We start from the raw sequence: 26,210 nt of genomic DNA, 5'->3' as shown, positions 1-26,210 counted from the left end.
GCCCTAGCTGGTTCAGACCCGCCGGGACGTCACATACCGGGGGCGTCCGGTGAGATCGTCGTGGTCGACGACGTCGGTCCAGCGCTCGTCCTGACTGAGCAGTGCAGGGACGGACACGGCGTGCGTGTCGTCGTGCTCCAGGGCGAATCGGCCGCCGGCCCGCAGCAGGACCGTCGCGAGCGCGACAACCGTCGACATGAGGTCGAGCCCGTCACCGCCGGCGAAGACTGCTTCTCGTGGATCGGCGCGCACCTCAGGCGCGACGTGGACGTGGCGGGGGACGTACGGCGGGTTACACACGACGGCGTCGACGCGGCCGTGCAGCTCGCGCAGCAGCTCGGGGTCACGAACGTCGCCGACTATCACCTGCGCCGACGTCCCCTCGGCGTTTCGAAGCAGCCAGCGAGCGGCCTGCTCCGAGGCCTCGACGGCGATGACCGAAGCGCCCGGCACCTCTGCCGCAATGGCCAGCCCGAGCGCGCCCGAGCCCGCGCACAGATCGACGACGAGCGGCGCCTCGAGCGAGCGGAGGTGGGGCAGCACGGCGTCGACGAGCAGCTCGGTCTCCGGCCGCGGCACGAACACGCCTGGCCCTACGGCGAGCAGCAGGTGCCGGAAGGGCGTGACGCCGGTGATGTGCTGCAGCGGTTCGCGGGTCGCGCGGCGGGTGACGTGCTCGTCGAAGGTGGCCGCCACCGATGCGGGCACGTCGTCCAGGGCGACCAGGCGACCCCGCGGAACCTCGAGCACGAAGGCGAGCAGCAGCTCGGCGTCGACACGCGGGCTGTCGACGCCGGCGGAGCGCAGCCGCTGGGTCGCGTCGGCGAGCAGTGCCCGCACCGCGACCGACATCAGTCGTCGACGCTGGTTCCGGCCAGCAGCGCGTCGGTGTCGGCCTGTTGCAGGGCAGCGATGACGTCGTCGAGCGCGCCGTCGATGACCTGGTCGAGGTTGTAGGCCTTGAACCCGACCCGGTGGTCACTGATCCGGTTCTCGGGGAAGTTGTAGGTGCGCACCCGCTCGGAGCGGTCGACGGTGCGCACCTGCGACCGGCGGGCGTCGGATGCGTCGGCGGCGGCCGCGTCCTGGGCTGCGGCGAGCAGGCGGGCCCGGAGCACCCGCATGCCGGCCTCGCGGTTCTGCAGTTGGCTCTTCTCATTCTGCATCGAGACGACCGTCCCGGTGGGGATGTGCGTGATCCGCACGGCCGAGTCGGTGGTGTTGACGCTCTGCCCACCCGGCCCGGATGAGCGGTACACGTCGATGCGCAGGTCGTTGGGGTCGATGTCGACCTCGACTTCCTCGGCCTCGGGCAACGCGACGACACCGGCCGCCGAGGTGTGGATGCGACCCTGCGATTCGGTGGCCGGCACCCGCTGTACCCGATGCACCCCACCCTCGTACTTCAGATGCGCCCAGACGGCCTGATCGGGTTTGCGTGAGCGGACGGCCAGCGTCACGGACTTGATGCCACCAAGGTCGGTCGACTCCTCGTCGAGCACCTCGACGGCCCACCCCTGCCGCTCGGCGTAGCGCAGATACATGCGCAGCAGGTCGCCGGCGAACAGTGCGGACTCGTCGCCGCCCTCGCCGGCCTTGACCTCGAGGATGACGTCCTTGCTGTCGTTCGGGTCCTTCGGCAGCAGCAGGTGGGTGAGCCGCTCCTCCAGCTCGCCGATGCGTGACGTCAGCGACTCGACCTCGGCGGCGAAGGACGAATCCTCGGCGACCAGTTCGCAAGCCGCGTTGAGGTCGCCGCGAACGGCGTCGAGCTCAGCGGCGACGGCAACGACCGGGGCCAGCTCGGCGAACCGGCGGCCGAGCGTGCGCGCCCTACCGGCATCGGCGTGCACCGCCGGATCGCTGAGCTCGGTGCCCACTCGGCCGTATTCGGCAATGAGCTCAGGCAATCGGCCCGGTGTGTCGCTCAGCGGACGCGCTTGCCGAAGCGCTTCTCGAACTTGTCGACGCGGCCGCCGACGTCCATGATCTTCTGCTTGCCGGTGTAGAACGGGTGGCAGGCCGAGCAGACCTCGGCACGGATCGCGCCGGACTTGGCCGTGCTGTGCGTGGTGAATGTGTTCCCGCACGAGCAGGTGACCTCGGTGGTCACGTACTCGGGGTGAATGCCTTCGCGCATTATGGATCCCTTGTGTCTGGCCCCGGGTCCTCCGTGGTTGACGGGGGTGAACCGCAGCCGGGTGGTGACGGGCGCGCTTCGCACGCGGCCCGACCGACCAGTCTGCCAGGCCGCGGCCCGGCAAATCCAATCGTTCAGCAGAACCGGCCGGTGGGGGCATTTGTTCCGTGACGTACCCGACCGGTTGAATCGCCATCATGGGCGCCCCGGCATTCGACGCACTGTCGCCCGAGCGGGGCGAGCAGTTCGACGCTCGTGTGCGGCGATGGCTGCCCGACCTGCGGATCGGGCTGCGCGAGCTGTACCCGGCAGAGTCGGCCGAAGCCCTCGAGCTGCGCCTGCTCGGGATCGCCGCCGAGGCCTACGCCCGCCGGCCGGATGACCTGCATCGGCTGGATCTGCAGCGGATCCTTGCCCCGGACTGGTTCCAGGCGCCGTCGATGCTGGGGTACGCCGCCTACGCCGAGCGGTTCGCCGGAACGCCCTCCACGCCGGGGACGCTGGCCGGCGTCCGCGATCAGTTGCCCTACCTTCGCGAGCTCGGAGTCACCTACCTGCACCTGATGCCCCTGCTGCAGCCGCGCGAGGGCGACAGCGACGGCGGTTACGCGGTGGCTGACTACCGCGCGGTCCGCGCCGACCTGGGCAGCACCGACGACCTCGTCGAGCTGGCCGACGAACTGCGCGGCAACGGGATCAGCCTTGTCGTCGACCTCGTGCTCAACCATGTCGCCCGCGAGCACGCATGGGCCCGGGCTGCCCGCGCCGGCGACCCGCACTACCGCGCGTACTTCTACGTTTTCCCCGACCGGATCGAGCCGGACGCCTTCGAGGCGTCACTACCTGAGGTGTTCCCCGACTTCGCCCCGGGCAACTTCACCTGGGACGAGGAGTTGTCGGGCTGGGTCTGGACGACGTTCAACAACTTTCAGTGGGACGTCAACTGGGCCAACCCCGACGTCTTCGCCGAGTACGCCGACCTGGTCTGCTGGCTGGCCAACCTCGGCGTCGAGGTGCTGCGTCTCGACGCGATCGCGTTCCTCTGGAAGCGCAAGGGCACCGACAGCCAGAACCAACCCGAGGTGCACTCGGTCGCCCGCGCGCTGCGAGCGTTGACCCGCATCGCCTGCCCGACGGTGGTGTTGAAGGCCGAGGCGATCGTGGCGCCCGACGCCCTCGTGCAATATCTCGGGCAGGGCCGCAACTACGGCAAGGTCAGCGATCTGGCCTACCACAACACGCTCATGGTGCAGATCTGGTCGATGCTCGCCACCCGGGACGTCCGGCTCAGCGTCCGTGCGCTGCAGCGGCTGCCGCTCAGCCCGTCCAGCACGGCTTGGATCTGCTACCTGCGCTGCCACGACGACATCGGCTGGGCCATCGACGACGCCGATGCGCAGAGCGTCGGGCTGTCGGGCTTCGGACACCGCGGCTTCCTGTCCGACTACTACACCGGCCGGTTCCCCGGCTCGCACGCTCAGGGGCTGACGTTCCAGGAGAACCCGGCCACCGGCGACCGACGGGTCAGCGGCATGACTGCCGACCTGGTCGGCCTGCGCAGCGCCCGGTCCGCCGAGCAGGTCGATCTCGGGGTGCGCCGCGCGCTGCTGGCGCACGCGATCGTGCTGGGCTGGGGCGGCATCCCGGTGCTCTGGATGGGTGATGAGCTGGGGCTGATCGGGGACGCCGACTGGGCCGTCGACCCGGGTCACGCCGAGGACAATCGCTGGTATCACCGCCCGTGGATGGACGCCGAGTTGCGGGCGCAGCGCCATGACGCGAGCACGCCGGCCGGCCGGATCTTCACCGGTTTACGGGAGCTGGCTGCGCGCCGGGCCGAGCTGCCCATGCTGCACGCGGCCACGCAGTCGCAGGTGCTCGACGCCGACGATCCCGGTGTGCTGGCCGTCCTGCGTTCGCACCCCGAGGGTGACCTGCTGGAACTGTTCAACGTCACCGAGAGCTGGCGGCCGGTCCCATCTGCCCGGCTCGTCGAGCTGGGTCTCGAGCACGCAACGGACAGGTTGGGGCCGCCCGGCGACCGGATCTCCGTGTCGCCGGACGGCAACTTCTGGCTCGCCCCCTACCAGGCGAGCTGGCTCGTCAGGCCCTAGACGCGCTGACCTCAGACCTTCAGCGGTTCCTTCTCCTGGGCGCGGGCGAGCTCGCGCTTGCGGTCCTCCTCGGACTCGGCCGCGATCTCCTGCGCCTTCGACTCGCTGCGGGTCAGGTTGTCGCCGGAATCGGCGTCGAAGACGTGGATGGAATCCGGGTTGAGCCAGAGCTCGGCGTCATCGCCCTGGCGGATCTTGCTCGAGCCATCGAGAGACACGACCAGCTGGGTGCGCAGCGCCTCGCCGTCGAGTTCGCGGTCGAGTTCGTTGAGCGCGGCCTGCACATCCTTGTGCGGCTCGAAGGGCAGGTAGGCGTATTTCTCGTTGCCCAGCCACTCGGTGACGTCGACGGGAGCCGTGAAAGTCACGCCCTCGTGCTTGTGGGCCTCCTCGACCAGCGCGGCATCCTCGAAGGCCTCGGGACGAACACCGACGATGACGAGGTCGCCCTTGTTCTTGTTGCCGTTGGCGACCGCCTCGGGCAGCGGGAGGTTGACGAACGGCATCTCCAGCACGCCGTCACCGACCGTCGCCGGCAGGAAGTTCATCGGCGGCGAGCCGATGAAGCCGGCCACGAACAGGTTGACGGGCTGCTCGTAGAGCTCGCGCGGGCTGGCCACCTGCTGCAGCACGCCGCGCCGCAGCACCGCAACCCGGTCGCCGAGCGTCATGGCCTCGGTCTGGTCGTGGGTGACATAGACCGTGGTGATGCCCAGGCGTCGCTGCAGGCGGGCGATCTCGGTCCGCATCTGGCCACGCAGTTTCGCGTCGAGGTTGGACAGCGGCTCGTCGAACAGGAAGCCGTTGGCAGAGCGGATGATAGCCCGACCCATGGCGACGCGCTGGCGCTGACCTCCGGACAGGTTGGCGGGTTTCCGGTCGAGGTGCTCGCGCAGCTCGAGCGAGTCGGCGATGTCGCCCACCATCTGCTTGATCTTGTCCTCCGACTCCTTGTTCTTACCGAGCCGCAGCGGGAACGCGATGTTCTCGAACACCGTAAGGTGTGGGTACAGCGCGTAGTTCTGGAACACCATTGACAGGTTGCGGTCGCGCGGCGCCTTGTCGTTCATCTTCGTGCCGTCGATCATCAGATCCCCGCTGGTGATGTCCTCCAGCCCGACGATCATGCGCAGCAGGGTTGACTTGCCGGAACCAGACGGCCCGACCAGGATCAGGAACTCCCCGTCGGCGACGTCGATATTGACGTCGGTGACAGCTTTGAAACCGTCGTTGTAGACCTTGGTGATGTGCTTCATCTCGATGACGGACACGACGTGACTCCCTCTAACCCTTGACCGCACCGGCCGTGAGGCCGGCCACGATTCGCTTCTGGAAGATCAGGACAAGAATGACGACCGGGATGGTCACGATCACGGCGGCGGCCGCGATGTATCCGGTTGGCGGGATGAACTGCGACGGTCCCTGGAAGGTGCTCAGCACGGCCGGCACCGTCTGCGCGCCGTTGAAATGTCCGGCCTTACCCGGCGTGGAGCTCAACCCCTCTGCGAAGACGAAGTCGTTCCACGCGTTGAAGAAGGCGATGATGGCAGTGGTGAACACGCCGGGGGCGGCTAACGGGAACACGACCTTGCGGAACGCCTGCCAGCTGGTGGCGCCGTCGACCTGAGCGGCCTGCTCCATCTCCCACGGGATCTGCCGGAAGAACGCGGTCATCGTCCAGATCGACAACGGCAGGGTCAGTGAGAGATACGGGATGATCAGGCCGGGCCAGGTGTTGTACAACCCGATCGAACGCCACAAGTTGTACAGCGGCGTGACAACGCTGATCGACGGGAAAAACGCGGTCAACAGCGCCGCGTTTAGCACGAGCTTCTTGCCCGGGAAGTCGAGCCGGGCGATGCCATAGGCGCAGAACGCCGACAGGATCACCGAGATGAACGTCGCGATCAGACAGATGCCGATCGAGTTGATCAGTGCCGGCACGAACAGGTCGTGCGCTCCGCCGGTGAAGATGTATTTGTAGCTGGCCCACGTCCAATGGTTGGGGATGAAGTGACGGTCGTTGACCGATGCTCCGGTCTTCAGCGACAATGACAGGATCCAGCCGATCGGCAGCAATGTGTACAGGATGATGGGGATGGCCGCGACGCCCATCCACACCTTTGCACGGTGCGAGACTTCGGCGCTCATGTCAATCCCCCGCTACTCGGGACAGGTCGGTCTTGAACAGTTTGATGAAGATCGCACTGATGACAACGACAAGCAGGAACAGCATGATCGAGATTGCGGAGCCGAGGCCGATCTCGCTACGGATGAGCGTCTGGTTGAAGGCCAGGACGCCCACCGACGTAGTGTCCTGCGAGCCCTTCGTCATGATGTAGATGTTGTCGAAGATGCGGAACGCGTCAAGGGCGCGGAACAGCACGGCCACCATGATCGCCGCCTTCATAGACGGCAGGATGACGCGGCGTAACCGCTCCCAGAACGTGGCGCCGTCGACCTCAGCCGCTTCCGCCAGCTCGCCGGGCACCTGGGCCAGCCCCGCGAGCAACAGCAGTGACATGAATGGCGTGGTCTTCCAGATCTCCGACACCATGTCGCTATCAGCGCCGACCAGTGATGGCCGAAGAAGTCGTAGTTGCGGTTGAAGCTGCCGAAGGTGATGTAGTGCAGCCAGACGCTGAGATAGCCACTGGTCGGAGCGAAGGCGTACTGGAATCCGTAGGCCGACACCACGGTGATGATCGAATACGGGATCAGCACGATCGTGCGCAGGGTCTTGCGCGGGATGACGATCTTGTTCATGACCATGGCCAGGGCCATACCGAGCACGAACTCGACTGCCACCGTGATCACCATGATCAGCGTGCTGATCTCGACGGCCTTCCACCACGTGGAGTCCGACAGGATCACCTTATAGTTCTTGAACCAGATGAACGCCCGGCCGTCAGGGTCGGTGAGCCGGTAGTTGAAGAACGACAGGTACAGGGCGTCGATGATCGGATACGCGACCACGACCATCATGACGATGAACGCCGGGGCGGCCAGCTTCCAGCCGAGGTTGCGCTCCTGCTTGGCCCGGTCGGACAGTCCCGACTTCTTGTGCTTCGCGGTCGCGGACTCGGTCTCTTCAGGCCCCTTCAACAATGTCGCAGTCACAGCAGCTTGTCCCCCTTCAGCACTTCCAGGATGAACTGTTGCGCCTTCTTGGGTGTTGAGGAATTGACCGAGTTCGGCGGGCTGAACGACTCCTGCAGCGCCGTCGAGAGGTCGCCGTAGTACTGGGTCTGCGGCCGCGGGGCCGCCCGCTCGAGCGAGTTACGGATGGTGTCAGCCATCGGGTAGGCCTTACGGATCGAGGCGGCGCGGTAGACCTGGGTATTGGCCGCCGGGTTGCCCGAGCTGTTGAAGTACTCGAGCTGGTGCTTCTCGTTGCGAATGCACTGGATGGCCTGGAATACGAGCGCCTTGTGCGAGCTGTACGCACCGGCGCCGATCTCGATGCCGCCGAAGGGGGGCTTGGACTGCTTGCCCGACACCGTCTCGGGGTAGTAAGTCCAGCCCACGTCGGTGTCGCGGAACTTGACGCCGTCGGCCTTCATCGCCGCCCAGACATAGGGCCAGATGGTCATAAAGCCGCTTGTGCCGGGGTTCTCGAATACCGCGAGCGATTGCGCCTCCTCGCTGGTTGACAGCGACGGGCCGCCGATGCCTTTGCGCGCCACCTGACCGATGACGTTGGCCGCCTCCTTGCCTGCGGACGTGTTTAACCCGAGCTTGATGTTCTTGGCGATGGCCCCGGGATTTTCCACGATCTTGCCGCCCGCACCGGCCACCAAGGCATTGATCCACACGGTGTAGCCCTCGTACAGGTCGGCCTGCACCCCGATCGTCTTCTTCGTCTTGACCGCGGCGTCGATGATCTGTTGCCAGGTGACCGGCTTCGTCATGTCCAGGCCGGCCGCCTTGGCCACCGACTTGCGGTACCAGAGCAGCTGGGTGTTGGCCCAGAACGGCGCCGCCACCAGCTTGCCCTTCCACGTCGAGGCGGTGACCGCCGGCTTGACGATGTCCCTGGTGAAGTCGTCCTTGTACTGGGCCGGGACGTCGGCAAGGAAGCCGGCCTCGGCGAACTCGGCGACGAACACCGGGTCGAGGCTCATCAGGTCGATCGAGGAGTCCTTCGCCGCCAGCCGGGTGACCAGCTGCTGGCGCTGCTGGCTGGCGTCGGTCGGCAGGATCTGCGTACTGATCTTGTACGCGCCGCCCGAGGAGGCCGAGCACTCCTTGGCGAGAGCGGCCTGGCCACCGCTGTCGGGGTTGATATACCAGTTCAGCGTAGGTGTACCGCCGGAACTGCTGCACGCACTCACCGTGCCGAGGACGACGGCCGCAGTCACCCCCACTCGCGCTACGTTGCGCGTCCAACGCCTCATGCGAACTCCCCCTCAGTCGATCGATTTACCGCGTGTCGCGGGGTTGACCGGCCGCGCTTTGTGTTGTGTCCCGGTTCACACTTAACAGAAAGTAACGTCGCATCCCGGCCAACAGCAAGCGTTTCCAATGATCACCATCAGCCCATGCCCTCGTCGGCGCAGACGACAGAACCCGGCACGCGCTGTCACGCGTGCCGGGTTCCGGGTCGTTACCGCTGTTACTGATGGTGCAGCTGTTTACTCCGACTGGCTGGGCGTCGTCTTCGCGATCTGCATCAGGAATTCGATGTTGGTTCGCGTCTTGCGCAACCGGTCCAACAGCAACTCGATGGCCTGCTGGGACTCGAGGGCGTGCAGGACCCGGCGCAACTTGATCGTCACGGCCAGCTCGTCCGGCGACAGCAGGATCTCCTCCTTGCGGGTGGAGGACTGATCCACGTCAATGGCCGGGAACACTCGTTTGTCTGCGATCTTGCGGTCGAGCTTGAGCTCAGCGTTGCCCGTGCCCTTGTATTCCTCGAAGAACACCGTGTCGCCGGCCGAGCCGGTCTCGACGAGCGCAGTGGCAATGATGGTCAGCGAGCCGCCGTTCTCGATGTTGCGCGCAGCGCCGAGGAATCGCTTGGGCTGGTAGAGCGCCGTGGAGTCGACACCGCCGGACAGGATGCGGCCACTGGCGGGGGCGCCCAGGTTGTAGGCGCGGCCCAGGCGGGTGATCGAGTCCAGCAGCACGACCACGTCGTGCCCCATCTCGACGAGCCGTTTGGCCCGCTCGATGGACAGCTCGGCAACTGTGATGTGGTCCTGCGGGCGCCGGTCGAAGGTGGAGGCGATGACCTCACCCTTCACCGAGCGCTGCATGTCGGTGACCTCTTCCGGGCGCTCGTCGACGAGGACGACCATGAGGTGCGCCTCGGGGTTGTTGGTGGCGATCGCGTTGGCGATGGCCTGCAGCACCATCGTCTTACCGGCCTTGGGCGGCGAGACGATCAGGGCGCGCTGCCCCTTGCCCATCGGCATGACGAGGTCGATGACCCGCGTGGTGAGGATGTGCGGCTCGGTCTCGAGACGCAGGCGTTCCTGCGGGTACAGCGGCGTCAGTTTGGTGAACTCGACGCGGCCCTTGGCCTTGTCGGGGGCGTCGCCGTTGACAGTGTCGAGCCGGACGAGTGGGTTGTACTTCTCGCGGCGCTCGCCCTCGCGCAGGGCCTTGACCTGGCCCGTCACGGCGTCGCCACGGCGCAGGCCGAAGCGGCGCACCATCGCGTTGGCGATGTAGACATCGTCGGAGGTGGCGAAGTAGCCGCCGACCCGGATGAACCAGTTGCCCTTCTCCTCCTGCGCGTCCACGATGCCGGCGATCGGGACGAGAACGTCGTCGTCGTAGACGGTGGGCTCGGAGTCGTTGGAGCTCTGCCCGCCGCCCTGACTACCGCCGGCCGGCCGCTCGCGGTTACGACCACGCCGATCGCGGTAGCGGCGACCGCGCCGCCGACCACCCTCGAAGTCGTCGTCGTCGCCATCGTTGACGTTGACGTTGACGTTGCCGTTGCCGTTGACAGTATTGGCGTTACCGCTCGCCCCGTTGGCGTTGGCGTTCTGGTCGCGCTGGCCGCCGTTCTGGTCGCGCTGGCCGCCGTTCTGCGAGTGTTGGCCACCGTTCGGCCGGTTCTGAGTGCCGCCGTTCTGGGTGTGCTGAGGACGGTTCTGGCCATCGCGCTCGGTGCGGTTCTGGTCGCGCTGGCTCTGATCGCGCTGGCTCTGATCGCGCTGGGCGCCGTTCTGCCGGCGCTGCTCACGGCGCTCGGACTGCTCGTCGTCCTGGGTACGGGTTTCGGCGGGGGGCGCTGAGGCGACTGCCGGTGCAGTGATCTCCGTAGGGTCGCCGGCGTTTGTGGCCGTCTCGGCGGGGCGGGCTGTACGCCGGGTGCGGGCGGGGCGCTGGGTCGAGACGTTGTCGGCAGGCGCGGTGTCACTCGCCGCAGGCGCGGCGTCTTTGACTGGCTCGGTGTTTCTAACTGGCGCGGTGTCTCGGGCCGGCGCGGTGTCTCGGGCCGGCGCGGTGTCTCGGGCCGGCGCCGCAGCGGCGCCGGAGCTGCTGCCCGTGCCGGCTCGGGCGGCCTGGATGGCTGCGACGAGGTCGCTCTTTTTCATCTTGGCCGTGCTGATGCCGAGGCCGCCGGCGACCTGCTGCAACTCGGGCAGCAGCATCGACGACAGCGAGCCTCGTCTGGCAGCCGGGCGGGACGCCTTCGTGCTGCCGGCAGCCCGGTCCGCGGCCGGCGCATCGGCGACGGCGGGCACGGTCTGCTCTTGGGTGTCTGTCACGTAGATCGGATCCTTCCGAAGGTGGCCGCGGCGCTCAACCGGGCGCGACGACCGATGTGCTGCGGATCAGGCCGAAGGGTTTGTCCGGTCAATCCGGGTCTCCGGCGGTAGCCGGAACTGGTGAACAGTCCGGCAGGACGCCGGTCGGTGGAGAGTCAGTGCCTATCCGGGAATCGGATGTGGTGATCACGATCACGGAAGGAAACTGGTTCAAGCCGCTACTGGAAATACCAGTGCCTGCGGCATGAACCCTGCCTGACGAGCACGAGCCTAGACGCTGTCTCCAAGGCCAGCAACAGCAGGGGCCTCCGGCGTGTTCCCGCGTTCGAAGCGTCGGCCGCCCGCGTCGGCCGCCCTTGTCAGCCGGCGGAGACTATCCGCGCGCCGACGGCGTCCACCGCGAGCTGCTCGGCGCGCCAGCCCAGTGGCGCCGCGGCAAGTACCGCATCGGCCTCGACCTGATCTCGAGCCGGAACGAAGATCGTCGGTCCAGCGCCGGAGACGACCGCCGGATGGCCGGCGGCGCGCAGCTCGAGGAGCAGCTGCCAACTGTCCGCCATGGCCGGGGCGCGGAAGGCTTGGTGCAGGCGGTCTTCGGTGGCGTCGAACAAAGCCTGCGGCGTGCCGGTCAGCGCGGCCACCAAAAGCGCCGCGCGACCGGCAGCAAAAGCGGCATCGGCGTGCGGCACCGTAGCCGGCAACAGCCCGCGCGCCAGTTCGGTCGACGCGGTGAACGGTGGGATGAGCACGACCGGCAGCACCGTGGGATCCAGATCGCGGCGGACGGCCCGCGCTGCGCCGTGATCCAGCCAGGCAATGGTGAGCCCACCCAGCAGGCACGGTGCGACGTTGTCGGGGTGGCCCTCGATCTCGGTGGCCAACCTGAGCAGGTCGCCGTCGTCGAGCCGGTCGGCGCCGTCGACGACCAGCGCGCGGGCCAGCACGAGACCGGCCACGATCGCGGCGGCCGACGAGCCGAGCCCGCGGCTGTGCGGGATGGCGTTGTGGCAGTCGATCGCGAACCCCGGCGGCTCGACGTCCATCGCCGTGAAGGCCGTGCGCATCGTGCGAGCCACCAGGTGCGACTCGTCGCGAGCTACCGCTCGGCCACCCGAGCCACCCTCACCATTGACCTCGACGGTGAACCCGTCGTCGGTGATGCGGCCCGCGACGTCGTCGAAGATCCCGAGCGCCAGCCCGAGAGCGTCGAACCCGGGGCCCAGGTTGGCGCTGCTGGCCGGAACCCGCACCCGCACCTCACCAACAATGAATCCCTCAGTCACGCGACGACGCAGTCGGAGCGGACAAATGGGCATGGCCTTCGGCGGCCGGAGCGAAGCGGAGAACGGTCACGCCAGTCCCAATTGGACGGCGGCGGCGAGCCCATCGACCGGCACGGTGACCGGTTTCGGGGCGCCGGAGATCGCCCAGTCGGGATCCTTCAGGCCGTTGCCGGTGACGGTGCAGACGACCATCGACCCGCGGGGCAGGCGCCCATCGGCCACGGTGGCGAGCATGCCGGCGATGCTGGCCGCCGATGCGGGCTCGACGAACACGGCTTCACTGCGGGCGACGAGCCGGTAGGCCTGCAGGATCTGCCGGTCGGTGACGGCGTCGATGAGGCCGCCGGACTCGTCGCGGGCTTCCACGGCGAACGTCCAGGACGCCGGGTTGCCGATGCGGATCGCGGTCGCGATCGTCGTCGGCGAGGCGACGGGCGCGCCGAGCACGATGGGGGCTGCCCCGGCGGCCTGGAAGCCGAACATCCGCGGCTGCGAATCGACGACGCCGTCGGCGGCGTACTCGCGGTAGCCCTTCCAGTAGGCGGTGATGTTGCCGGCGTTGCCGACCGGGATGCAATGCACGTCGGGGGCGCGGCCGAGGACGTCGCAGATCTCGAAGGCGGCCGTCTTCTGCCCCTGGATGCGGTACTGGTTCACCGAGTTGACCAGCGAGACCGGGTAGTCGACGGCCAGCTTCTGGGCGAGCTCGAGACAGTCGTCGAAGTTGCCGTCGACCTGCAGCAGTTTGGCCCCGTGCACGAGCGCCTGGGCCAGCTTGCCGAGTGCGATCTTGCCCTGGGGTACGAGCACCGCGCAGGTCATGCCAGCCCGCACTGCGTAGGCGGCGGCGCTGGCCGACGTGTTGCCGGTCGACGCGCAGACGACGGCTTGTGCGCCCTCCTCGGCGGCCTTCGAGATCGCCATCGTCATGCCGCGGTCCTTGAACGACCCCGTCGGATTGGCCCCCTCGACCTTCAGGTAGACCTCGCAGCCGGTCATCTCCGACAACACGCGGGCCGGGACGAGTGGCGTGTTGCCCTCGAACAGGGTCACCACCGGCGTGTCGACGCTCACCGGCAGACGATCGCGGTACGCCTCGATCAGCCCGGGCCAGCCTGTCATCGTCGTGGTGTTCATTGACACATTCGCTCCGCGAGCGTCGCTCATTCCCCGTCCATCCCCTCGACGCGCATCACGCTGGCGGCCCGGCCGACGAGCGCCATCCCGGCGAGCTTCTCGACGGTGCGGGCGAGCGCGGCGTCGGTGGCCGCGTGCGTCACGAGCACCAGGGTGGCCGCGTCGCCGCGTCCCTCCTGCCGCACGGTCTTGATGCTGACGCCCTCGGCCGCGAACGCGCTGGCCACGCCGGCCAGCACGCCCGGCTGGTCCGAGACGTCGAGCGCGACGTGGTAGCGGGTGATCGTGTCGCCCATCGGCTGGATCGGCAGGTCGGCGTAGGCGCTCTCGCCGGCCCCGCGGCTCCCGCTGACCCGATTGCGCGCGACCGCGACGAGGTCGCCCAACACCGCACTGGCCGTGGGCGCCCCACCGGCGCCGCGACCGTAGAACATCAGCGAGCCCGCGGCCTCGGCCTCGATGAATACGGCGTTGTAGGCGTCGCCCACCCCGGCGAGCGGGTGCGAGCGCGGGATCATGGCCGGGTGCGCGCGCACCGAGACCTGCTCTCGACCGTCGGCGTCGACTGCGCGTTCGCAGATGGCCAGCAGCTTGACCGTACAGTCCATGGCCTTGGCGCTGGCGATGTCGGCGGCGGTGACGTCGCCGATGCCCTCGCGGTAGACGTCCGACATTGTGACGCGGGTGTGGAACGCCAGGCCGGCCAGGATCGCTGCCTTGGCGGCGGCGTCGTAACCGTCGACGTCGGCCGTCGGGTCGGCCTCGGCGTAGCCGAGTGCGGTGGCCTCGGCCAGCGCCTCGTCGAACCCGGCACCGGTCGCGTCCATCCGCGAGAGGATGAAGTTGGTGGTGCCGTTGACGATGCCCATGACGCGGGTGATGCGGTCGCCGGCCAGCGATTCGCGCAACGGGCGCAGCAACGGGATCGCTCCCGCGACGGCGGCCTCGTAGTACAGGTCAACGCCCGCCTTCGCCGCCGCGTCGTGCAGGGTGGCGCCGTCGTCGGCCAGCAGGGCCTTGTTGGCGCTGACCACGCTCTTGCCGCCGGACAGCGCGGCCAGCAGCAGGCCGCGTACGGGCTCGATGCCGCCGACGACCTCGACCACGACATCGATGTCGTCGCGGGTGACGAGCGAGTCGGCGTCAGTGGTGAGCAGTTCGGCCGGTATGTCGGCGTGCCGCGCCGGGCGCCGAACGGCGACAGCGACCAGTTCGAGCGGCGCCCCGATGCGCTGGGCGAGCTCGTCGCCCTGCTCACGGATCAGCCGGGCGACCTGCGAGCCCACAACGCCACAACCGAGCAGACCCACCCGGATTGCCCGGCTCATGCCGGTACCGCCGAGACGCCGGTGTCGAGCGCCAGCAGGTCGTCCTCGGTCTCACGACGCACGATGACCGTGGCGACGCCGTCGACGACGGACACCACCGGCGGGCGCGGGACGTGGTTGTAGTTACTGGCCATGCTGCGGCAGTAGGCGCCGGTGGCCGCGACGGCCAGCAGGTCACCCGGGCGGACGTCGCCGGGCAGCCAGGTGTCGCGCACGACGACGTCGCCGCTCTCGCAGTGCTTGCCGACGATGCGGGTGAGCACCGGTGTCTCGACGGACGCCCGGTTCGCCAGCGTGCAGGTGTACTGCGCGTCGTACAGCGCGGTGCGGATGTTGTCGCTCATGCCGCCGTCGACGGAGACGTAGCGGCGGGTGGTGCCACCGTCGAGGGTGACGTCCTTGACCGTGCCGACCTCGTAGACGGTGATCATGCTCGGCCCGATGATCGCGCGGCCGGGCTCGACCGACAACTTCGGCACCCGCATGCCGACCGACGCACACTCGAGTTCGACGATGCCGTTGAGCCGCTCGAGGGTCTGCTTGGGCGACTCGGGATCGTCGCCGGTGACGTACGCAATGCCGAGCCCGCCGCCGAGGTTGATCTCGTCGACGACGACGCCGTGCTTGTCTCGGATGGCGCCTGCCAGGGCGACGACCCGGTGCGCGGCGACCTCGAACCCGGTCGTCTCGAAGATCTGCGAGCCGATGTGCGAATGCAGGCCGGCGAACTGCAGCGACGGCGCGTCCAGAACGGCCTCGACGGCGCGCAGGGCCGACCCGTCGCGCAGCGAGAACCCGAACTTCTGGTCCTCGTGGGCGGTGGCGATGAACTCGTGGGTGTGGGCCTCGACGCCGACCGTGACCCGCACCAGAACGCGCTGTTGTCTTTGAAAAGTCGCGGCCACCGCTGCCAGCCGGCCGATCTCGTCGAAGGAGTCGACGATGATCTGCCCGACCCCGGCCTCGACGGCGCGGGTCAGCTCGTCGACGGACTTGTTGTTGCCGTGCACCTCGATGCGCTCGGGCGGGAATTGTGCGGCCAGCGCCACGGCCAGCTCGCCCCCGGTGCACACGTCCAGGCCCAGGCCTTCGTCGGCGACGATGCGCGCCAGCGTGGTGCAGAGGAACGCCTTGCCCGCATAGAACACGTCGAAGCCGGCGAGCGCCTCGGTATAAGAACGCGCCCGGCCGCGCACGTCGGCCTCGTCGAGGAACAGGGCGGGGGTTCCGTGCGTACGAGCGAGCTCGGGCACCAGCACACCCCCCAGCACAAGGGTGCCGTCGACGCGCGCCACGGTCGTCGGCCAGATGGCCGGGTCGATCGCGTTGACGTCGTCGGGCAGCGCGGACTGCTGGGCGTTGGGCAGCACGTCGCCGTGCCGCGGCCCGGCGGGGTGGGCGTTCCTGCTCACGACCTCACTCCGTTCGGTCGTGCGGAGACGCTATGCCGCCAGTTCGCTCCGCAAGCGTCGCTCATTTACATCCGCTCCGGAGCAGTGACGGCCAGCAGGCCCAGCCCGTTGGCGAGCACCACCCGGGTGGCCTCGTTCACCCAGTTGCGAGTGCGGTTCGCATCGCTGATCGGGTCGTCGCCGATCGGCATGACGCGACACTCGCGGGTGTCGTACCAGCGGTGATAGACGCCGGCCAGGCTTTCGAGGTAATGCGCGACACGGTGCGGCGCTCGCAGTTCGGCGGCGGTGATGACGATGCGCGGGTACTCCCCCAGCGCGGTGAGCAAGGCGGCGTCGGCAGGCGTGGTGAGCAGTTCGGGCGCGAAAACGTCGAGCCCAATGCCGACCGATTCGGCGTTGCGCCGCACGTTGGACGTTCGCGCGTGGGCGTACTGCACGTAGTAGACGGGGTTGTCGTTCGAGCGTTTGACGAGTAGGTCGAGGTCGATGTCGAGCGACGTCTCGATGGCCGAGCGCTCGAGGGCGTAGCGGGCTGCGTCGACCCCGACGGCGTCGACGAGGTCGGCCATGGTCAACACGGTGCCGGCGCGCTTGCTCATCCGGACCGGCTTGCCGTCGCGGACGAGGTTGACGAGCTGGCCGATGAGCACCTCGACGGTGGCCGGGTCGTCACCGAACGCCGCGGCCGCAGCCTTGAGCCGGGCGATGTAGCCGTGGTGATCGGCGCCGAGCAGGTAGATACAGAGGTCGGCGCCGCGGGCCCGCTTGTCGCGCAGGTAGGCGAGATCGCCGGCGATGTAGGCCGCCTGGCCGTCGCTCTTGATGACGACGCGATCCTTGTCGTCGCCGAACTCGGTCGAGCGCAGCCACCAGGCGCTGTCGGCGAAGTAGAGCCGGCCCGACTGCTTCAACGTCTCGACGGCCTTGTCGACGGCGCCGGACTCGTGCAGCGAGTTCTCGTGGAAGTAGACGTCGAAGTCGACCCCGAAGTCGTGCAGCGACTGCTTGACCTCGGTGAACATCAACTCGACGCCCTCGCGGCGAAAGAGTTCCTGCGCCTCGACGTCGGGCAGGTCAGTGACCTCGGGGTGGGCGGCTGCGATCTGGTGCGCGATCTCGCCGATGTAGGCGCCACCGTAGCCGTCCTCGGGCGCGGGGTGGCCCTGAGCACTGGCCAGCAAAGAGCGTGCGAACCGGTCGATCTGGCCGCCGTGGTCGTTGAAGTAGTACTCGCGGGTGACGCTCGCGCCGGTTGCCTCGAGGACGCGCGCCAACGCATCGCCCACGGCGGCCCAGCGGGTGCCGCCCAGGTGCACGGGCCCGGTGGGGTTCGCCGAGACGAACTCCAGATTGACGTGCAACCCCTGGTTGGCGTCGGTGCGCCCGAACGCCGGCCCGGCCTCGACGATGCGCTGGGCCACTGCGCCCAGGCGGTCGGCGTCGAGGGTGATGTTCAGAAAACCCGGGCCGGCGACGTCGACCCGGGCGATGCCGGCGCCCTCGCGCAGCCGGGCCGCCACGAGTTCGGCGACCTCGCGCGGCGGACGGCCCGCGGGCTTGGCCAGCCGCATAGCGACGTTGGTGGCGTAGTCACCGTGCGTCGCGTTCTTCGGGCGCTCGACCGTGACGTCGGACGGGACCTCGCCGACGATCTCACCGGCGTCGACGGCAGACCGGACAGCGGCCTGCACGAGCGCGGCGAGATCAGCGGGAGTCACCCGTCGATCGTAATGGCCGCGACCTCCTGACTTGTCCGGGCAGGCGCCGCACAGGTCGGCTCAGCGGGCACATACGCATGGGGCACCTAGACTCGGCCTACGGACTTTGCTGTCCGACGGCGACAACGCCCATGCCCGCAACCAGGAAGCAGTCTCATGCCCGAGCGCAAGTCCCCCGCATCGAAGGCCACGGGGCCCGGACGAGGGCCCGGCAGCAGCCGTGGAACGGCCGGGAAATCTGGCGTGGCCGGCTCGAGCACGAGTAAGGCCAGTGCACCGAAGGTCAGCACGAGCAAGGCCGGCGCGACGAAGCCGCCGAACCGCCCGGCAACCAAGGGCCCGGCGCAGAAGCGGCCGGCCCGTAAGAAGAAGTCGATCGTCAACCAGAAGCAGACCCCGTGGGGCCTCATCATCACTACGGTGCTGGTCGTCGCGTTCGCAGCTGTTGTCGTCGGAGTCGTCGTGGCTACGAACAAATCCGACAGCGGCGCCACGGCCACGAAGGGCGGCCAGGCGGTGTCCAGCAGCGACCCGTGGCGTCAGGCAGAAGCCCCGGCCGCGGCCAAGATCTCCGGTGTCACCTACCGTGTGGAGGGCGAGCACACGCACGTCGAGGGCGACATCAAGTACGACACGACTCCCCCGGTCGGCGGCGACCACAGCCAGTACTGGGCCGACTGCACCGGCACTGTCTATTCGAAAGCGATCGCCAACGAGAACGCCGTCCACATGCTCGAGCACGGCGCGGTCTGGATCACCTACAACAAAGACAAGCTGTCCGCGGCGCAGGTGACGACGCTCGCCAAGAACGTCTCGGGCATCGACCGGATGGCGATGTCGCCGTACCCGAACCTCAAGACGGCGATCTCGCTGCAGTCGTGGGGCTACCAGTTGTTCGTCAACAGCCCCACCGACCCGCGCATCGCGCAGTTCATCGCGGCGCTGAAGTACAACCAGAAGACGACGCCCGAGTACGGCGCGACTTGTTCGCAGCCGACCTTCAAGGCCGATCCGAGCACCTTCGGCAATCCGCTGTGGGTGCCGAAGAACGGCGCCTCGGGCAACACGAGCGGGCAGTGATGACAGCCTCCGCCGCGCTCGAGCCGGACGTCCAGATTGACGACCTCGACAATGCCCCGCCCGACGGTCAATGCTTGCGGCGCACGCTGCTGACCATCATCGCGGTAGCAGCACTGGTGCTGGCGGGCGCGCTGGGGTACGCGCTGCACGGCTCGTCCACGTCGTCGTCTGCCGCCACCCCGACCGCTGTCGACGTCGGATTTGCGCAGGACATGTCGACGCACCACGTCCAGGCCACGACCATGGCCGGCTACGAGCGCGACACCACGACCGATCCCGCCCTCAAGAGCCTGGCCACCGACATCGAGACCTCGCAGCAGTTCCAAGTCGGCGAGATGCAGGGCTGGCTCGACCAGTGGGACAAGTCGCGCAACAACCCCAACCAGATGTCGTGGATGGGCATGGGCATGGGCATCGGCCCGAACGCCCTGATGCCAGGCATGGCGACGCCCGCACAGATGACGAAGCTCGAGTCCTCGACCGGCAAGACGCTCGACATCCTGTTCCTGCAGCTGATGATCCATCACCACCAAGGCGGCCTGCAGATGGCTGCCTACGCCCGCGACCACGGAAGCAACCTGTCGGTCATCCGGCTTGCCGGCGCCATGTACGCGCTGCAGAGCCAGGAGCTGGTGCAGATGGAACAGCTGTTGCGCCAGCTCGGCGGCACCCCGCTGCCGCCGCCGGTCCATTGAGCGCGCCGCTGCTAGGCTGATTCGGGCCTCGAGCCGGGGTGACTCGATCACCGCAGCTCACCGGCCCCCGTAGCTCAGGGGATAGAGCACCGCCCTCCGGAGGCGGTGGCGCAGGTTCGAATCCTGCCGGGGGCACCACGCTGCAGATCCCGTGTTTCGGGCCTGTAGTCGTTTCTGGACTCGCTCCATGATCACTAAAAAGGCTGCGGGTACACATCGGGTACGCATTAAGACCCAGCTTGTGTGCTTGTTTCGCGCCAAACCAAGTGTCAGTTCTCGTTGTTCGATAACTCGCCGCGAGTCGGCAGCACTGCCTAGCCGAGATCGGTGTTCGAAGCCGATGGCTCCAGGCCCGCCCCGGCTGACCTGGTTAGCCGAACAGCTCCAGCGCGGCCAGGAGGACGGCGAAGCAGCCGACGCCGGTCAGCCAGCCCAACGCCGGATAGCGCGACACCGCCCACCTACGCGCCACGAGACCGGCCGCCGCGGCGACGGCTGCATAGCCCAGCCCGGTTACGCCACCTCCGGGCAGCCGCAGCGCGTAGATGCCCGCGAGCAACCCGACGATCGCTGCCAGGCCGGTGGCGGCTGCAGTCCAATAGAGTCGGGCCAGCGTCGGCGGCGGCGGATCGGCGGCGTCCCGCTTGTCAGTTTCCGCTGCCTGCTTGCGGAAGCGCGCCCACACGTCGTCGATGTCCTCATTGCTGAGGTCGGCCGGCACGTCGGCGAGCGCGTCGCGCCATACCTTTGCCGCGGCGACGCCGTAGACGACATCAAGGCCGGCGACACGGACGGGGCGGGTGGGTAGGTCGGCGCCGGTGCGACCACCGCCCCAGACGAAGAGCACAGCCCGTACCCGACTCTCGTCGTGGCGAAGCTGCGGTATAACTCTGCGGACGTCCCTTGTTCGGCGCCGCAACCCGTCGAGGTGATCGAGAAGTCGTCCATCGGGCTGATCCAAGCGCCAAGCCTCGGCGCTCCACTTCGTCTCGACGACCAGCGCTCCCCCGGGACCGACGAGTAGGTGGTCGACGTCAGCGAAGCGGTAAAAGACGTGATCGACGAGCTTCCAGCCGTGCTTGCGGAGCGGCCGCAGTTCGGAAGATGTCCACGCCTCCGCAATCCCACCCATCATCTGCGGCCCGCTGCCGGTGAACAGGAAGACCGCGAAGGCAAGCCCGCCCAACAAGATGACGACGCCTGCGCCGACCACCGCGCCACGCAGGAAGACGTCTTGGGCTATGTAGGCCGCAAGCGCGATCACGAGCGCGCCGAGCAGTACGCCGCTTCCGAGGAATCGCCAGTGACGACGGGCGTAGGCCCACTGCGCTTGCCGAACCTGATCGCGAACCCAACGGCCGGCCCTGGCGTCACTTTCCAGCCGCCGCTCTCGCGTCTGTTCTCTCAGCTTCTCCAGCACGGGGTCAGGATGAAGCCACAGACGTTCTCGATCAACTACCCAGCCCGTCGGGTCGCGCCAGAACGCCGACTATGCGTGCAGCCGGATCGAGAAGGTTGGTAATTCCTCGGGCGATATGCACTCGACCAATCCCGCACGTACCTGGCTCACAAGCCCGATGAGCGGCATTGGCTGTCGGCGGAGCACATTCGCGCGGCATGGGAGAGCGTGGCAAACCCGGAGACCTCAAGCCGCTTCAGCTGCTATCCGCCGCGCGGTAACGCTGCTTCGACGTCCGGTCATGCGTGATACGCACTGGTTGCATACACAGGTCGTACTCGTCCTGGACAAGACGTATCTGAGCATGTGATCCTGAGTCAGTGTCTGAGCCACTGGCGGAGCTGCCGCGACGAGTACTCGCAGCTGTTGCGGCCTCGGTCACGGACCTGTCTGGACGTCAAATCGCCACGCTGACCGGCGCCTCTCCCGGGGCGACTAACAGGGCACTGACCCAGTTGGAAGGCCTTGGTGCGGTCAGCTCTGTCCGCAAGGGCAACGCGTCGATGTGGAGCGCGACTTCCTGGGCCAGCGAGCTGCTTGGGCAGACGGTCGAGCGTGACGCGCTTATCCTGACCGCGCTTCCGCTGGAGTACGCCGCAGTGCGTGAACGGCTGACCACCATGGGTGAGCGCCGAGCGCCCAGCGGTGCCCGATACGTCCAAGGCCAGCTCATTGGCCACGAAATCAGCTGGACGGTCCGAGTCTTCGAGACCAGCATGGGCAACTCCAGCGCCGCGGCGGCCCTGGCGCGGGCGGCCCGCGATTTCCCGCCCGATCTCGTCGTGTTCTCCGGAGTCGCCGGAGGTCTGCGGGGCGACGAGCAGCATCACGGCGATGTTGTAGCCGTCAACACGGTCTACAACGGAGCCGCCGGCAAGTCCTATGTTAACGAGAACGGGGACTCGAGCTTTAAAGGTCGACCGGCCGCTGTGCAGGCACCGGAGAAGCTCGTGCAGATCGCACGCAGCATTGCCCGCTCGCCCGAGCCGCTCCCTTCCAGCTTCGCCGTCAGCGTGATCGACCTCGTCTCGACCGAATCAGTCGAGGCAGACCGCACCAGCGCGTTCGCGCAGCGACGGCGCTCGTCGCTGGACAACGCGCGCGCCGTCGACATGGAGACTTTCGGGCTCTACGAGGCCGCACGCGCGCTAGATATCCCTGCGATCTCAATTCGGGGACTGTCTGACCTCGACGGGATTAAGAGCTCGGTGGCCGATGCCGACTGGCAGCCCGTCGCCGCCGCCAACGCAGCAGCAGTTGCGTTGGAGCTTCTCATTCGGACCCATCCTGGCGACGTCGCTCGCCGCGCCAGTTCTCCAGATCCAAGCGACGGATCCAACTCGGGCGGCGTCTCCGGCCCAACACGGCCGCTTCCGCCCTTCACAGAACGCTGGATTGCCGCACTGGAGCAGAACAATGCCGCGGCCGCCGAGGGCGCCCGATCGGACCTCACCAACTCGGCGAGTCCGCCGAAGACGACCGTCAGCGTCCTTGTCAGCCATCCACCGGCTTGGGTACGGGAAGACCGGACTGGTAACGGCTGGGCGATACTGGCCACTTTTGGAGACGCGGTCGGCTCACGTGCGGCACGCACCGCGTGGGCACGGGCGGCTCAGGTCGCGGCCGCTAGCGCTGACTCCGCATCAGCGGTGCTGTTTGACATCAACCACGCGCGCAGCCTCTTCGAGGGCGAGGACGTTGGGTCTGTGCACAGCGTCGAGGTGACGCAATCAGATTTAGCGGCGATCGACACCAGCGCTGCACCTGCGATGGAGCCAGTGGTTGCAGCGTGGCGTCGACTGAGTGAGGTTGAGGATGAGCGCGTCGAATCTGTTCGAGTGGAGGAAGACGCTCTAATCGCCGCACGGGAAGCGCTTATTGCCCTCGGGAGCGCAGACCTGCTGCCGCGTTTGGCACTCCGACCGGCCGGACTCCGAGCCAGGCGCTCCGGCGTCGATGCGTCGCTTCTCGAACTGCACGCGACAGTCAACCTTTTATTGAGCGTCGGCATCTATCTGCTCATCCGCCAGGACGGCAGGGCCGGGTTTTGGACAGAGGCAGCTCTTTCCCTGGCTCCATGGTCGACTGCTGCGCGACTTCGGTCGCTTCAAGTTCGGCTGCAGGCCGTGCACGACTCGCTGCGCACCGGCGCCGCGGACACGGTCACAGATGCACTAGCCGAACTTGAGGCCGCGGCGCTTGAGTTGCGCGCACAACAGCGCGCCTTCGGCGGAAACACTGCCGAGGCGCTCGCCTTGGCAGGGCGGACCCGCATCGAGATGGACGACCCACGAGGCGCCATCCGGCTGCTATGCGCCGCCCCGCGCGGACTGGCCAGCACAGCGGAGGCAGCCGACGCACAGGTCGCACAGTTCGCAGCCGTCGCCGCTTTGCGGACGGACGATGTCGAGTTGGCTGCGACGCTGACGGCAAAAGTTACACCCGAAATCGACCGACACTTCCTGACCGCGGCGACGTTCTCGCAGTCCGCAAGCTCCCAACATCGAGCCATCGACGCCTATCGCGCTGCTCTGGCGCTGGCATCGAGTCGATACGAGCTCGAACGTGCCCTATCCGGGCTGGCACGCATGGGCGTCGACGTCACCGCCGACCCCACTGCCAAGGACCAGTTGGCTCGGCTGCGCGCAGTCGACGAGGAAGCGGCTGACCTTGTCCTCGCTTGGCACGCGCTGGTCTCCGGCGACGGCCAGCGAAGCTTGCATCTGGCCCGGAAATATCAGTCGCTGGCCGGCGTGATGCTCCAGGCGGACGCGTTGTCCACCCTCGGGCGCGCGAGCGAGGCCGTCGACGTTCTCGATAGCTACGGGACAAGAACCGGCGACGTGACGGTGCGCATGCGGGCTCTGGAACTTGCTGGACGAGCGAGTGACTGGCCACGGGCGACGCAACTGGCCGAAGCCATCATTGCTACAGCCGCGACTGGGCCCGTTCGTGATGCCGCCCGTCGTGCCCGCTCCGACATTGCCGCACGTACCGGCGATTGGCGCGAGGTCGAGCATCAGCTGATGCGCGTCGTGCGCGAACGAGCTGAGTACGACCCCGACTCGCCCAGCGACCCGGAAGCAAGCCCCTACGCGTGGCAGCTGGCAGAGGCTCAGTTCCATCAGCGCAAGTTCGAGAAGGCCTTGGCCATGCTCAAGCTGGAGCTACGCAAGTCAACGACAGACACCGACAAGGTGCGCCTGGGATTGGCGCTGCTGCATCAGCTTCGCAGCGAGCACGCTGAGCTCATCGACGACACCGCAGTGGGCTGGGTGCTCACCGTTGCCTCGTCCATGATCGACCAGGCCGACATCGGCGGATCCGCGGTCACGCTGCTCATCACGCTCCCGTGGGCGCTATCGGACGCTCAGCATGTCGCAGCAAGCAAGGTCTTCGACGAATACTTCGCGACCTGGGGCGACGAGGGCGCTATCCGCAGAATTGACCTGCCGTTGAAGTCAGACGACCCGGACGATCTGGATCTGCAACCTCTCGTCGCCGAACTGCGCACCAGCCTGCAACCCTCTGCAAAGGTGCGCTCGGACACCGCGGAAATGGTCGATGCCGGACGACTTCCGCTTGCGATCCTGGCCCTGATGGCCCATCGCAGCTACGCCCAGGCGCTGATAACGCGAATGCTCGGACGCTACATCGCCAGGCCCAAGCTCGCACCGGATGCGCCACTCCTCGTCCCAGCCTGGCTGGGCCATGCCCAAGCGGCGATCGCATCCGGGTCCGTCGTAGTCGACACCAGCGCCCTCGTACTCGCGGACAAGATCACCGACCGACGCGAGCTCCTGGCCGCATTCGGCAAAGTTCTCATCCCCCGCACGCTCCAGAAAGACATCTACGCCGCTCGAACGAGTCTGGCGCTTCGCTCGTCGGCGTTCATGGGCTGGAACGAGGTCGAGAACCGACCGGTCCTCGTCGAGCACGACCCCGACGAGGTCGAAGCATGGGCCACAGCAGCAGCAAAATTGGACGAGATCATGGCCCGGCTCTCACCGGTCGACGACGCACATCTGCGTACCGAAGATCCCAACGCAGTGGTTCGCGACCTCGGCGACGTGGCGTTGGCGGTTACCGCAGAAGCCACCGCGCGGCAGCTCGGCGTCGCTCTCTGGACCGACGACGCCGCACTCGCCCGGCTCGCCGAGGCCGAGAACGTGCCGGTGTTCGGCACACCCGAGCTCATCGCCACATTGCGCGAGCGCGGCACCGGCGCGATGCCCAGCGACCTTCAAGTGCTTGATGCCCTGCGGCGCGAGCGCGTCGTGGATTTGCCTCAGATCGACAACTGGCCGCACAGCGCTCGAGCCGACCGCTGGTCAGAGCAGTCGTACCTACTATTGGCCATCACTCGCCCAAATGCATGGGCGAACATCCCTGCCTCGTTCACTCGTTATCAGAGCGTAATCCGCGACCTGTGGAGTAGCGACCTCGAGGACGACGAGCGAATCGCGGCCGTCCTGCGCTGGTGCTACAGCGCCTGCCTGGGCTTATCACGCGTCGTAACAGGCTCCGCGCAGATGATCGTCGTCAGCACTGCTATTGCCTGGACGGTGCTCAACACCGAACCGACCCTCGACGCCGGACTCGTAGGCGCGGCCGTACTTGCCGGTCCGCAGGCCATGGACGAGTTCGGTGACGCAGAGACTGCGACATTCGAGCATCTTCTGAACCTGGCAGAGGCGTTCGGGCGAGAGAAGTTCCCCGACGGCAACCTAGTTCGTTCAGTAGTAGGAGCCCTTTCGAACACACTGGGCGCAGCGACCGACGCCGCGACGTCAGCAGCAGTACTCGCTCGTTCCATCTCGACGCTCACGCCAGCGCTGCGCGATGAAGCATTCGCGGCCTTCTGGCGCGCGCCCAAGAACGCAGGTTGACAGGGCCACGTCGTATTCAGTGCAGCGGTTCCAATTGTCGAGGACGCAGCCACTGTCAGTGCTGGCGAGGACAATAAGAGCATGACCCGGCCTGCTCACCCCGAGCCGACGACCGCGACCGTTAAGCAGCTGTACTCACATGCCTTCCGTTGCGCTGTACCGGCCTGTACACGTGGTCGTGCCCCGGGGAGTGGTGTAAATCGTTCGCGTACAGCTCTGCGTTGCTG

At 67.5% G+C, this 26,210-nt stretch carries 19 protein-coding genes and 1 tRNA gene; 5 read left to right on the top strand and 15 right to left on the bottom strand.

All coding sequences use genetic code 11. From position 1 onward, the window contains the following. Nucleotides 1-12: 12 nt before the first annotated feature. Genes prmC through rpmE form a run of 3 tightly spaced genes read right to left on the bottom strand, consistent with a single transcriptional unit; the run spans nt 13 to nt 2,140 of the window. On the bottom strand, nt 13-852 hold the full coding sequence (prmC, locus tag ACFFC4_RS11500; protein WP_375500911.1) for a peptide chain release factor N(5)-glutamine methyltransferase: 840 nt from the start codon (nt 850-852) through the stop codon (nt 13-15). Beyond that, a complete protein-coding gene (prfA, locus tag ACFFC4_RS11495; protein WP_375500909.1) occupies nt 852-1,910 on the bottom strand; it encodes a peptide chain release factor 1 in 1,059 nt (352 codons plus the stop codon). Before prfA ends, prmC begins: the two co-directional genes overlap by 1 nt. Nucleotides 1,911-1,927: 17 nt before the next feature. Continuing rightward, nucleotides 1,928-2,140 (bottom strand): 50S ribosomal protein L31, encoded by a 213-nt coding sequence (gene rpmE, locus ACFFC4_RS11490; protein ID WP_375500907.1) that lies wholly within the window; start codon nt 2,138-2,140, stop codon nt 1,928-1,930. A gap of 197 nt (nt 2,141-2,337) precedes the next feature. Here rpmE and ACFFC4_RS11485 point away from each other — a divergent pair, with 197 nt between their 5' ends. Beyond that, nucleotides 2,338-4,254 (top strand): alpha-amylase family protein, encoded by a 1,917-nt coding sequence (locus tag ACFFC4_RS11485; RefSeq protein WP_375500905.1) that lies wholly within the window; start codon nt 2,338-2,340, stop codon nt 4,252-4,254. A gap of 11 nt (nt 4,255-4,265) precedes the next feature. On the opposite strand, the gene ACFFC4_RS11480 is transcribed toward ACFFC4_RS11485, so the two are convergent. The 11 genes from ACFFC4_RS11480 to argS all read right to left on the bottom strand — a co-directional run bounded on the left by ACFFC4_RS11480 (nt 4,266) and on the right by argS (nt 17,860). Continuing rightward, nucleotides 4,266-5,525 carry an ABC transporter ATP-binding protein gene (locus ACFFC4_RS11480; RefSeq protein ID WP_375500903.1) on the bottom strand — a complete coding sequence of 420 codons (1,260 nt, stop codon included), beginning with the start codon at nt 5,523-5,525 and terminating at the stop codon, nt 4,266-4,268. 13 nt (nt 5,526-5,538) lie between these two features. Beyond that, nucleotides 5,539-6,405, bottom strand: a complete 867-nt coding sequence (locus tag ACFFC4_RS11475; RefSeq protein ID WP_375500901.1) for a carbohydrate ABC transporter permease — start codon at nt 6,403-6,405, stop codon at nt 5,539-5,541. A gap of 1 nt (nt 6,406) precedes the next feature. Continuing rightward, on the bottom strand, nt 6,407-6,778 hold the full coding sequence (locus ACFFC4_RS11470) for a carbohydrate ABC transporter permease (protein WP_375500899.1): 372 nt from the start codon (nt 6,776-6,778) through the stop codon (nt 6,407-6,409). Further along, nucleotides 6,661-7,374, bottom strand: a complete 714-nt coding sequence (locus tag ACFFC4_RS11465; RefSeq protein WP_375500897.1) for a carbohydrate ABC transporter permease — start codon at nt 7,372-7,374, stop codon at nt 6,661-6,663. Before ACFFC4_RS11465 ends, ACFFC4_RS11470 begins: the two co-directional genes overlap by 118 nt. Beyond that, on the bottom strand, nt 7,371-8,651 hold the full coding sequence (locus ACFFC4_RS11460) for an extracellular solute-binding protein (protein WP_375500895.1): 1,281 nt from the start codon (nt 8,649-8,651) through the stop codon (nt 7,371-7,373). Before ACFFC4_RS11460 ends, ACFFC4_RS11465 begins: the two co-directional genes overlap by 4 nt. Before the next feature lie 237 nt (nt 8,652-8,888). Further along, nucleotides 8,889-10,979, bottom strand: a complete 2,091-nt coding sequence (gene rho, locus ACFFC4_RS11455) for a transcription termination factor Rho (RefSeq protein WP_375500893.1) — start codon at nt 10,977-10,979, stop codon at nt 8,889-8,891. Nucleotides 10,980-11,338: 359 nt separating this feature from the next. Further along, nucleotides 11,339-12,295, bottom strand: a complete 957-nt coding sequence (gene thrB / locus ACFFC4_RS11450) for a homoserine kinase (RefSeq protein ID WP_375500891.1) — start codon at nt 12,293-12,295, stop codon at nt 11,339-11,341. Between the two features lie 33 nt (nt 12,296-12,328). After that, a complete protein-coding gene (thrC, locus tag ACFFC4_RS11445) occupies nt 12,329-13,429 on the bottom strand; it encodes a threonine synthase (RefSeq protein ID WP_375500889.1) in 1,101 nt (366 codons plus the stop codon). Continuing rightward, nucleotides 13,426-14,727, bottom strand: a complete 1,302-nt coding sequence (locus ACFFC4_RS11440) for a homoserine dehydrogenase (RefSeq protein ID WP_375500887.1) — start codon at nt 14,725-14,727, stop codon at nt 13,426-13,428. Before ACFFC4_RS11440 ends, thrC begins: the two co-directional genes overlap by 4 nt. Continuing rightward, the gene (lysA, locus tag ACFFC4_RS11435; protein WP_375500885.1) at nt 14,724-16,139 is read right to left on the bottom strand and encodes a diaminopimelate decarboxylase; all 1,416 of its coding nucleotides are present in this window, start codon (nt 16,137-16,139) and stop codon (nt 14,724-14,726) included. Before lysA ends, ACFFC4_RS11440 begins: the two co-directional genes overlap by 4 nt. 65 nt (nt 16,140-16,204) lie before the next feature. Then, a complete protein-coding gene (gene argS / locus ACFFC4_RS11430) occupies nt 16,205-17,860 on the bottom strand; it encodes an arginine--tRNA ligase (RefSeq protein WP_375500883.1) in 1,656 nt (551 codons plus the stop codon). 156 nt (nt 17,861-18,016) lie between these two features. Here argS and ACFFC4_RS11425 point away from each other — a divergent pair, with 156 nt between their 5' ends. The 3 genes from ACFFC4_RS11425 to ACFFC4_RS11415 all read left to right on the top strand — a co-directional run bounded on the left by ACFFC4_RS11425 (nt 18,017) and on the right by ACFFC4_RS11415 (nt 19,773). Next, on the top strand, nt 18,017-18,940 hold the full coding sequence (locus ACFFC4_RS11425) for a DUF3105 domain-containing protein (RefSeq protein ID WP_375500881.1): 924 nt from the start codon (nt 18,017-18,019) through the stop codon (nt 18,938-18,940). Next, nucleotides 18,940-19,635 (top strand): DUF305 domain-containing protein, encoded by a 696-nt coding sequence (locus tag ACFFC4_RS11420; protein WP_375500879.1) that lies wholly within the window; start codon nt 18,940-18,942, stop codon nt 19,633-19,635. Before ACFFC4_RS11425 ends, ACFFC4_RS11420 begins: the two co-directional genes overlap by 1 nt. Nucleotides 19,636-19,698: 63 nt before the next feature. Continuing rightward, nucleotides 19,699-19,773, top strand: a tRNA-Arg gene (locus ACFFC4_RS11415). 232 nt (nt 19,774-20,005) lie between these two features. Here ACFFC4_RS11415 and ACFFC4_RS11410 read toward each other — a convergent pair. Beyond that, the gene (locus ACFFC4_RS11410; RefSeq protein ID WP_375500877.1) at nt 20,006-21,055 is read right to left on the bottom strand and encodes a nuclease-related domain-containing protein; all 1,050 of its coding nucleotides are present in this window, start codon (nt 21,053-21,055) and stop codon (nt 20,006-20,008) included. Between the two features lie 359 nt (nt 21,056-21,414). Here ACFFC4_RS11410 and ACFFC4_RS11405 point away from each other — a divergent pair, with 359 nt between their 5' ends. Continuing rightward, complete coding sequence (locus ACFFC4_RS11405) at nt 21,415-25,983, top strand: hypothetical protein (protein ID WP_375500875.1); 4,569 nt, start codon at nt 21,415-21,417, stop codon at nt 25,981-25,983. Nucleotides 25,984-26,210: the final 227 nt, after the last annotated feature.

The organism is uncultured Jatrophihabitans sp., from assembly GCF_964244045.1.
GTDB lineage: Bacteria > Actinomycetota > Actinomycetes > Mycobacteriales > Jatrophihabitantaceae > Jatrophihabitans.
Note: the sequence above shows the minus strand (reverse complement) of the source record. Positions and strands in the feature narration are given on the sequence as shown.

What these genes read in the sequence shown, in the direction of transcription:
- prmC (WP_375500911.1), bottom strand. Translation starts at nt 852, where the DNA reads ATGTCGGTCGCGGTGCGGGCACTGCTCGCCGACGCGACCCAGCGGCTG.
- rpmE (WP_375500907.1), bottom strand. Translation starts at nt 2,140, where the DNA reads ATGCGCGAAGGCATTCACCCCGAGTACGTGACCACCGAGGTCACCTGC.
- ACFFC4_RS11485 (WP_375500905.1), top strand. Translation starts at nt 2,338, where the DNA reads ATGGGCGCCCCGGCATTCGACGCACTGTCGCCCGAGCGGGGCGAGCAG.
- ACFFC4_RS11475 (WP_375500901.1), bottom strand. Translation starts at nt 6,405, where the DNA reads ATGAGCGCCGAAGTCTCGCACCGTGCAAAGGTGTGGATGGGCGTCGCG.
- ACFFC4_RS11470 (WP_375500899.1), bottom strand. Translation starts at nt 6,778, where the DNA reads ATGTCACTGCTGTTGCTCGCGGGGCTGGCCCAGGTGCCCGGCGAGCTG.
- ACFFC4_RS11460 (WP_375500895.1), bottom strand. Translation starts at nt 8,651, where the DNA reads ATGAGGCGTTGGACGCGCAACGTAGCGCGAGTGGGGGTGACTGCGGCC.
- thrB (WP_375500891.1), bottom strand. Translation starts at nt 12,295, where the DNA reads ATGCCCATTTGTCCGCTCCGACTGCGTCGTCGCGTGACTGAGGGATTC.
- thrC (WP_375500889.1), bottom strand. Translation starts at nt 13,429, where the DNA reads ATGAGCGACGCTCGCGGAGCGAATGTGTCAATGAACACCACGACGATG.
- ACFFC4_RS11440 (WP_375500887.1), bottom strand. Translation starts at nt 14,727, where the DNA reads ATGAGCCGGGCAATCCGGGTGGGTCTGCTCGGTTGTGGCGTTGTGGGC.
- ACFFC4_RS11425 (WP_375500881.1), top strand. Translation starts at nt 18,017, where the DNA reads ATGCCCGAGCGCAAGTCCCCCGCATCGAAGGCCACGGGGCCCGGACGA.
- ACFFC4_RS11420 (WP_375500879.1), top strand. Translation starts at nt 18,940, where the DNA reads ATGACAGCCTCCGCCGCGCTCGAGCCGGACGTCCAGATTGACGACCTC.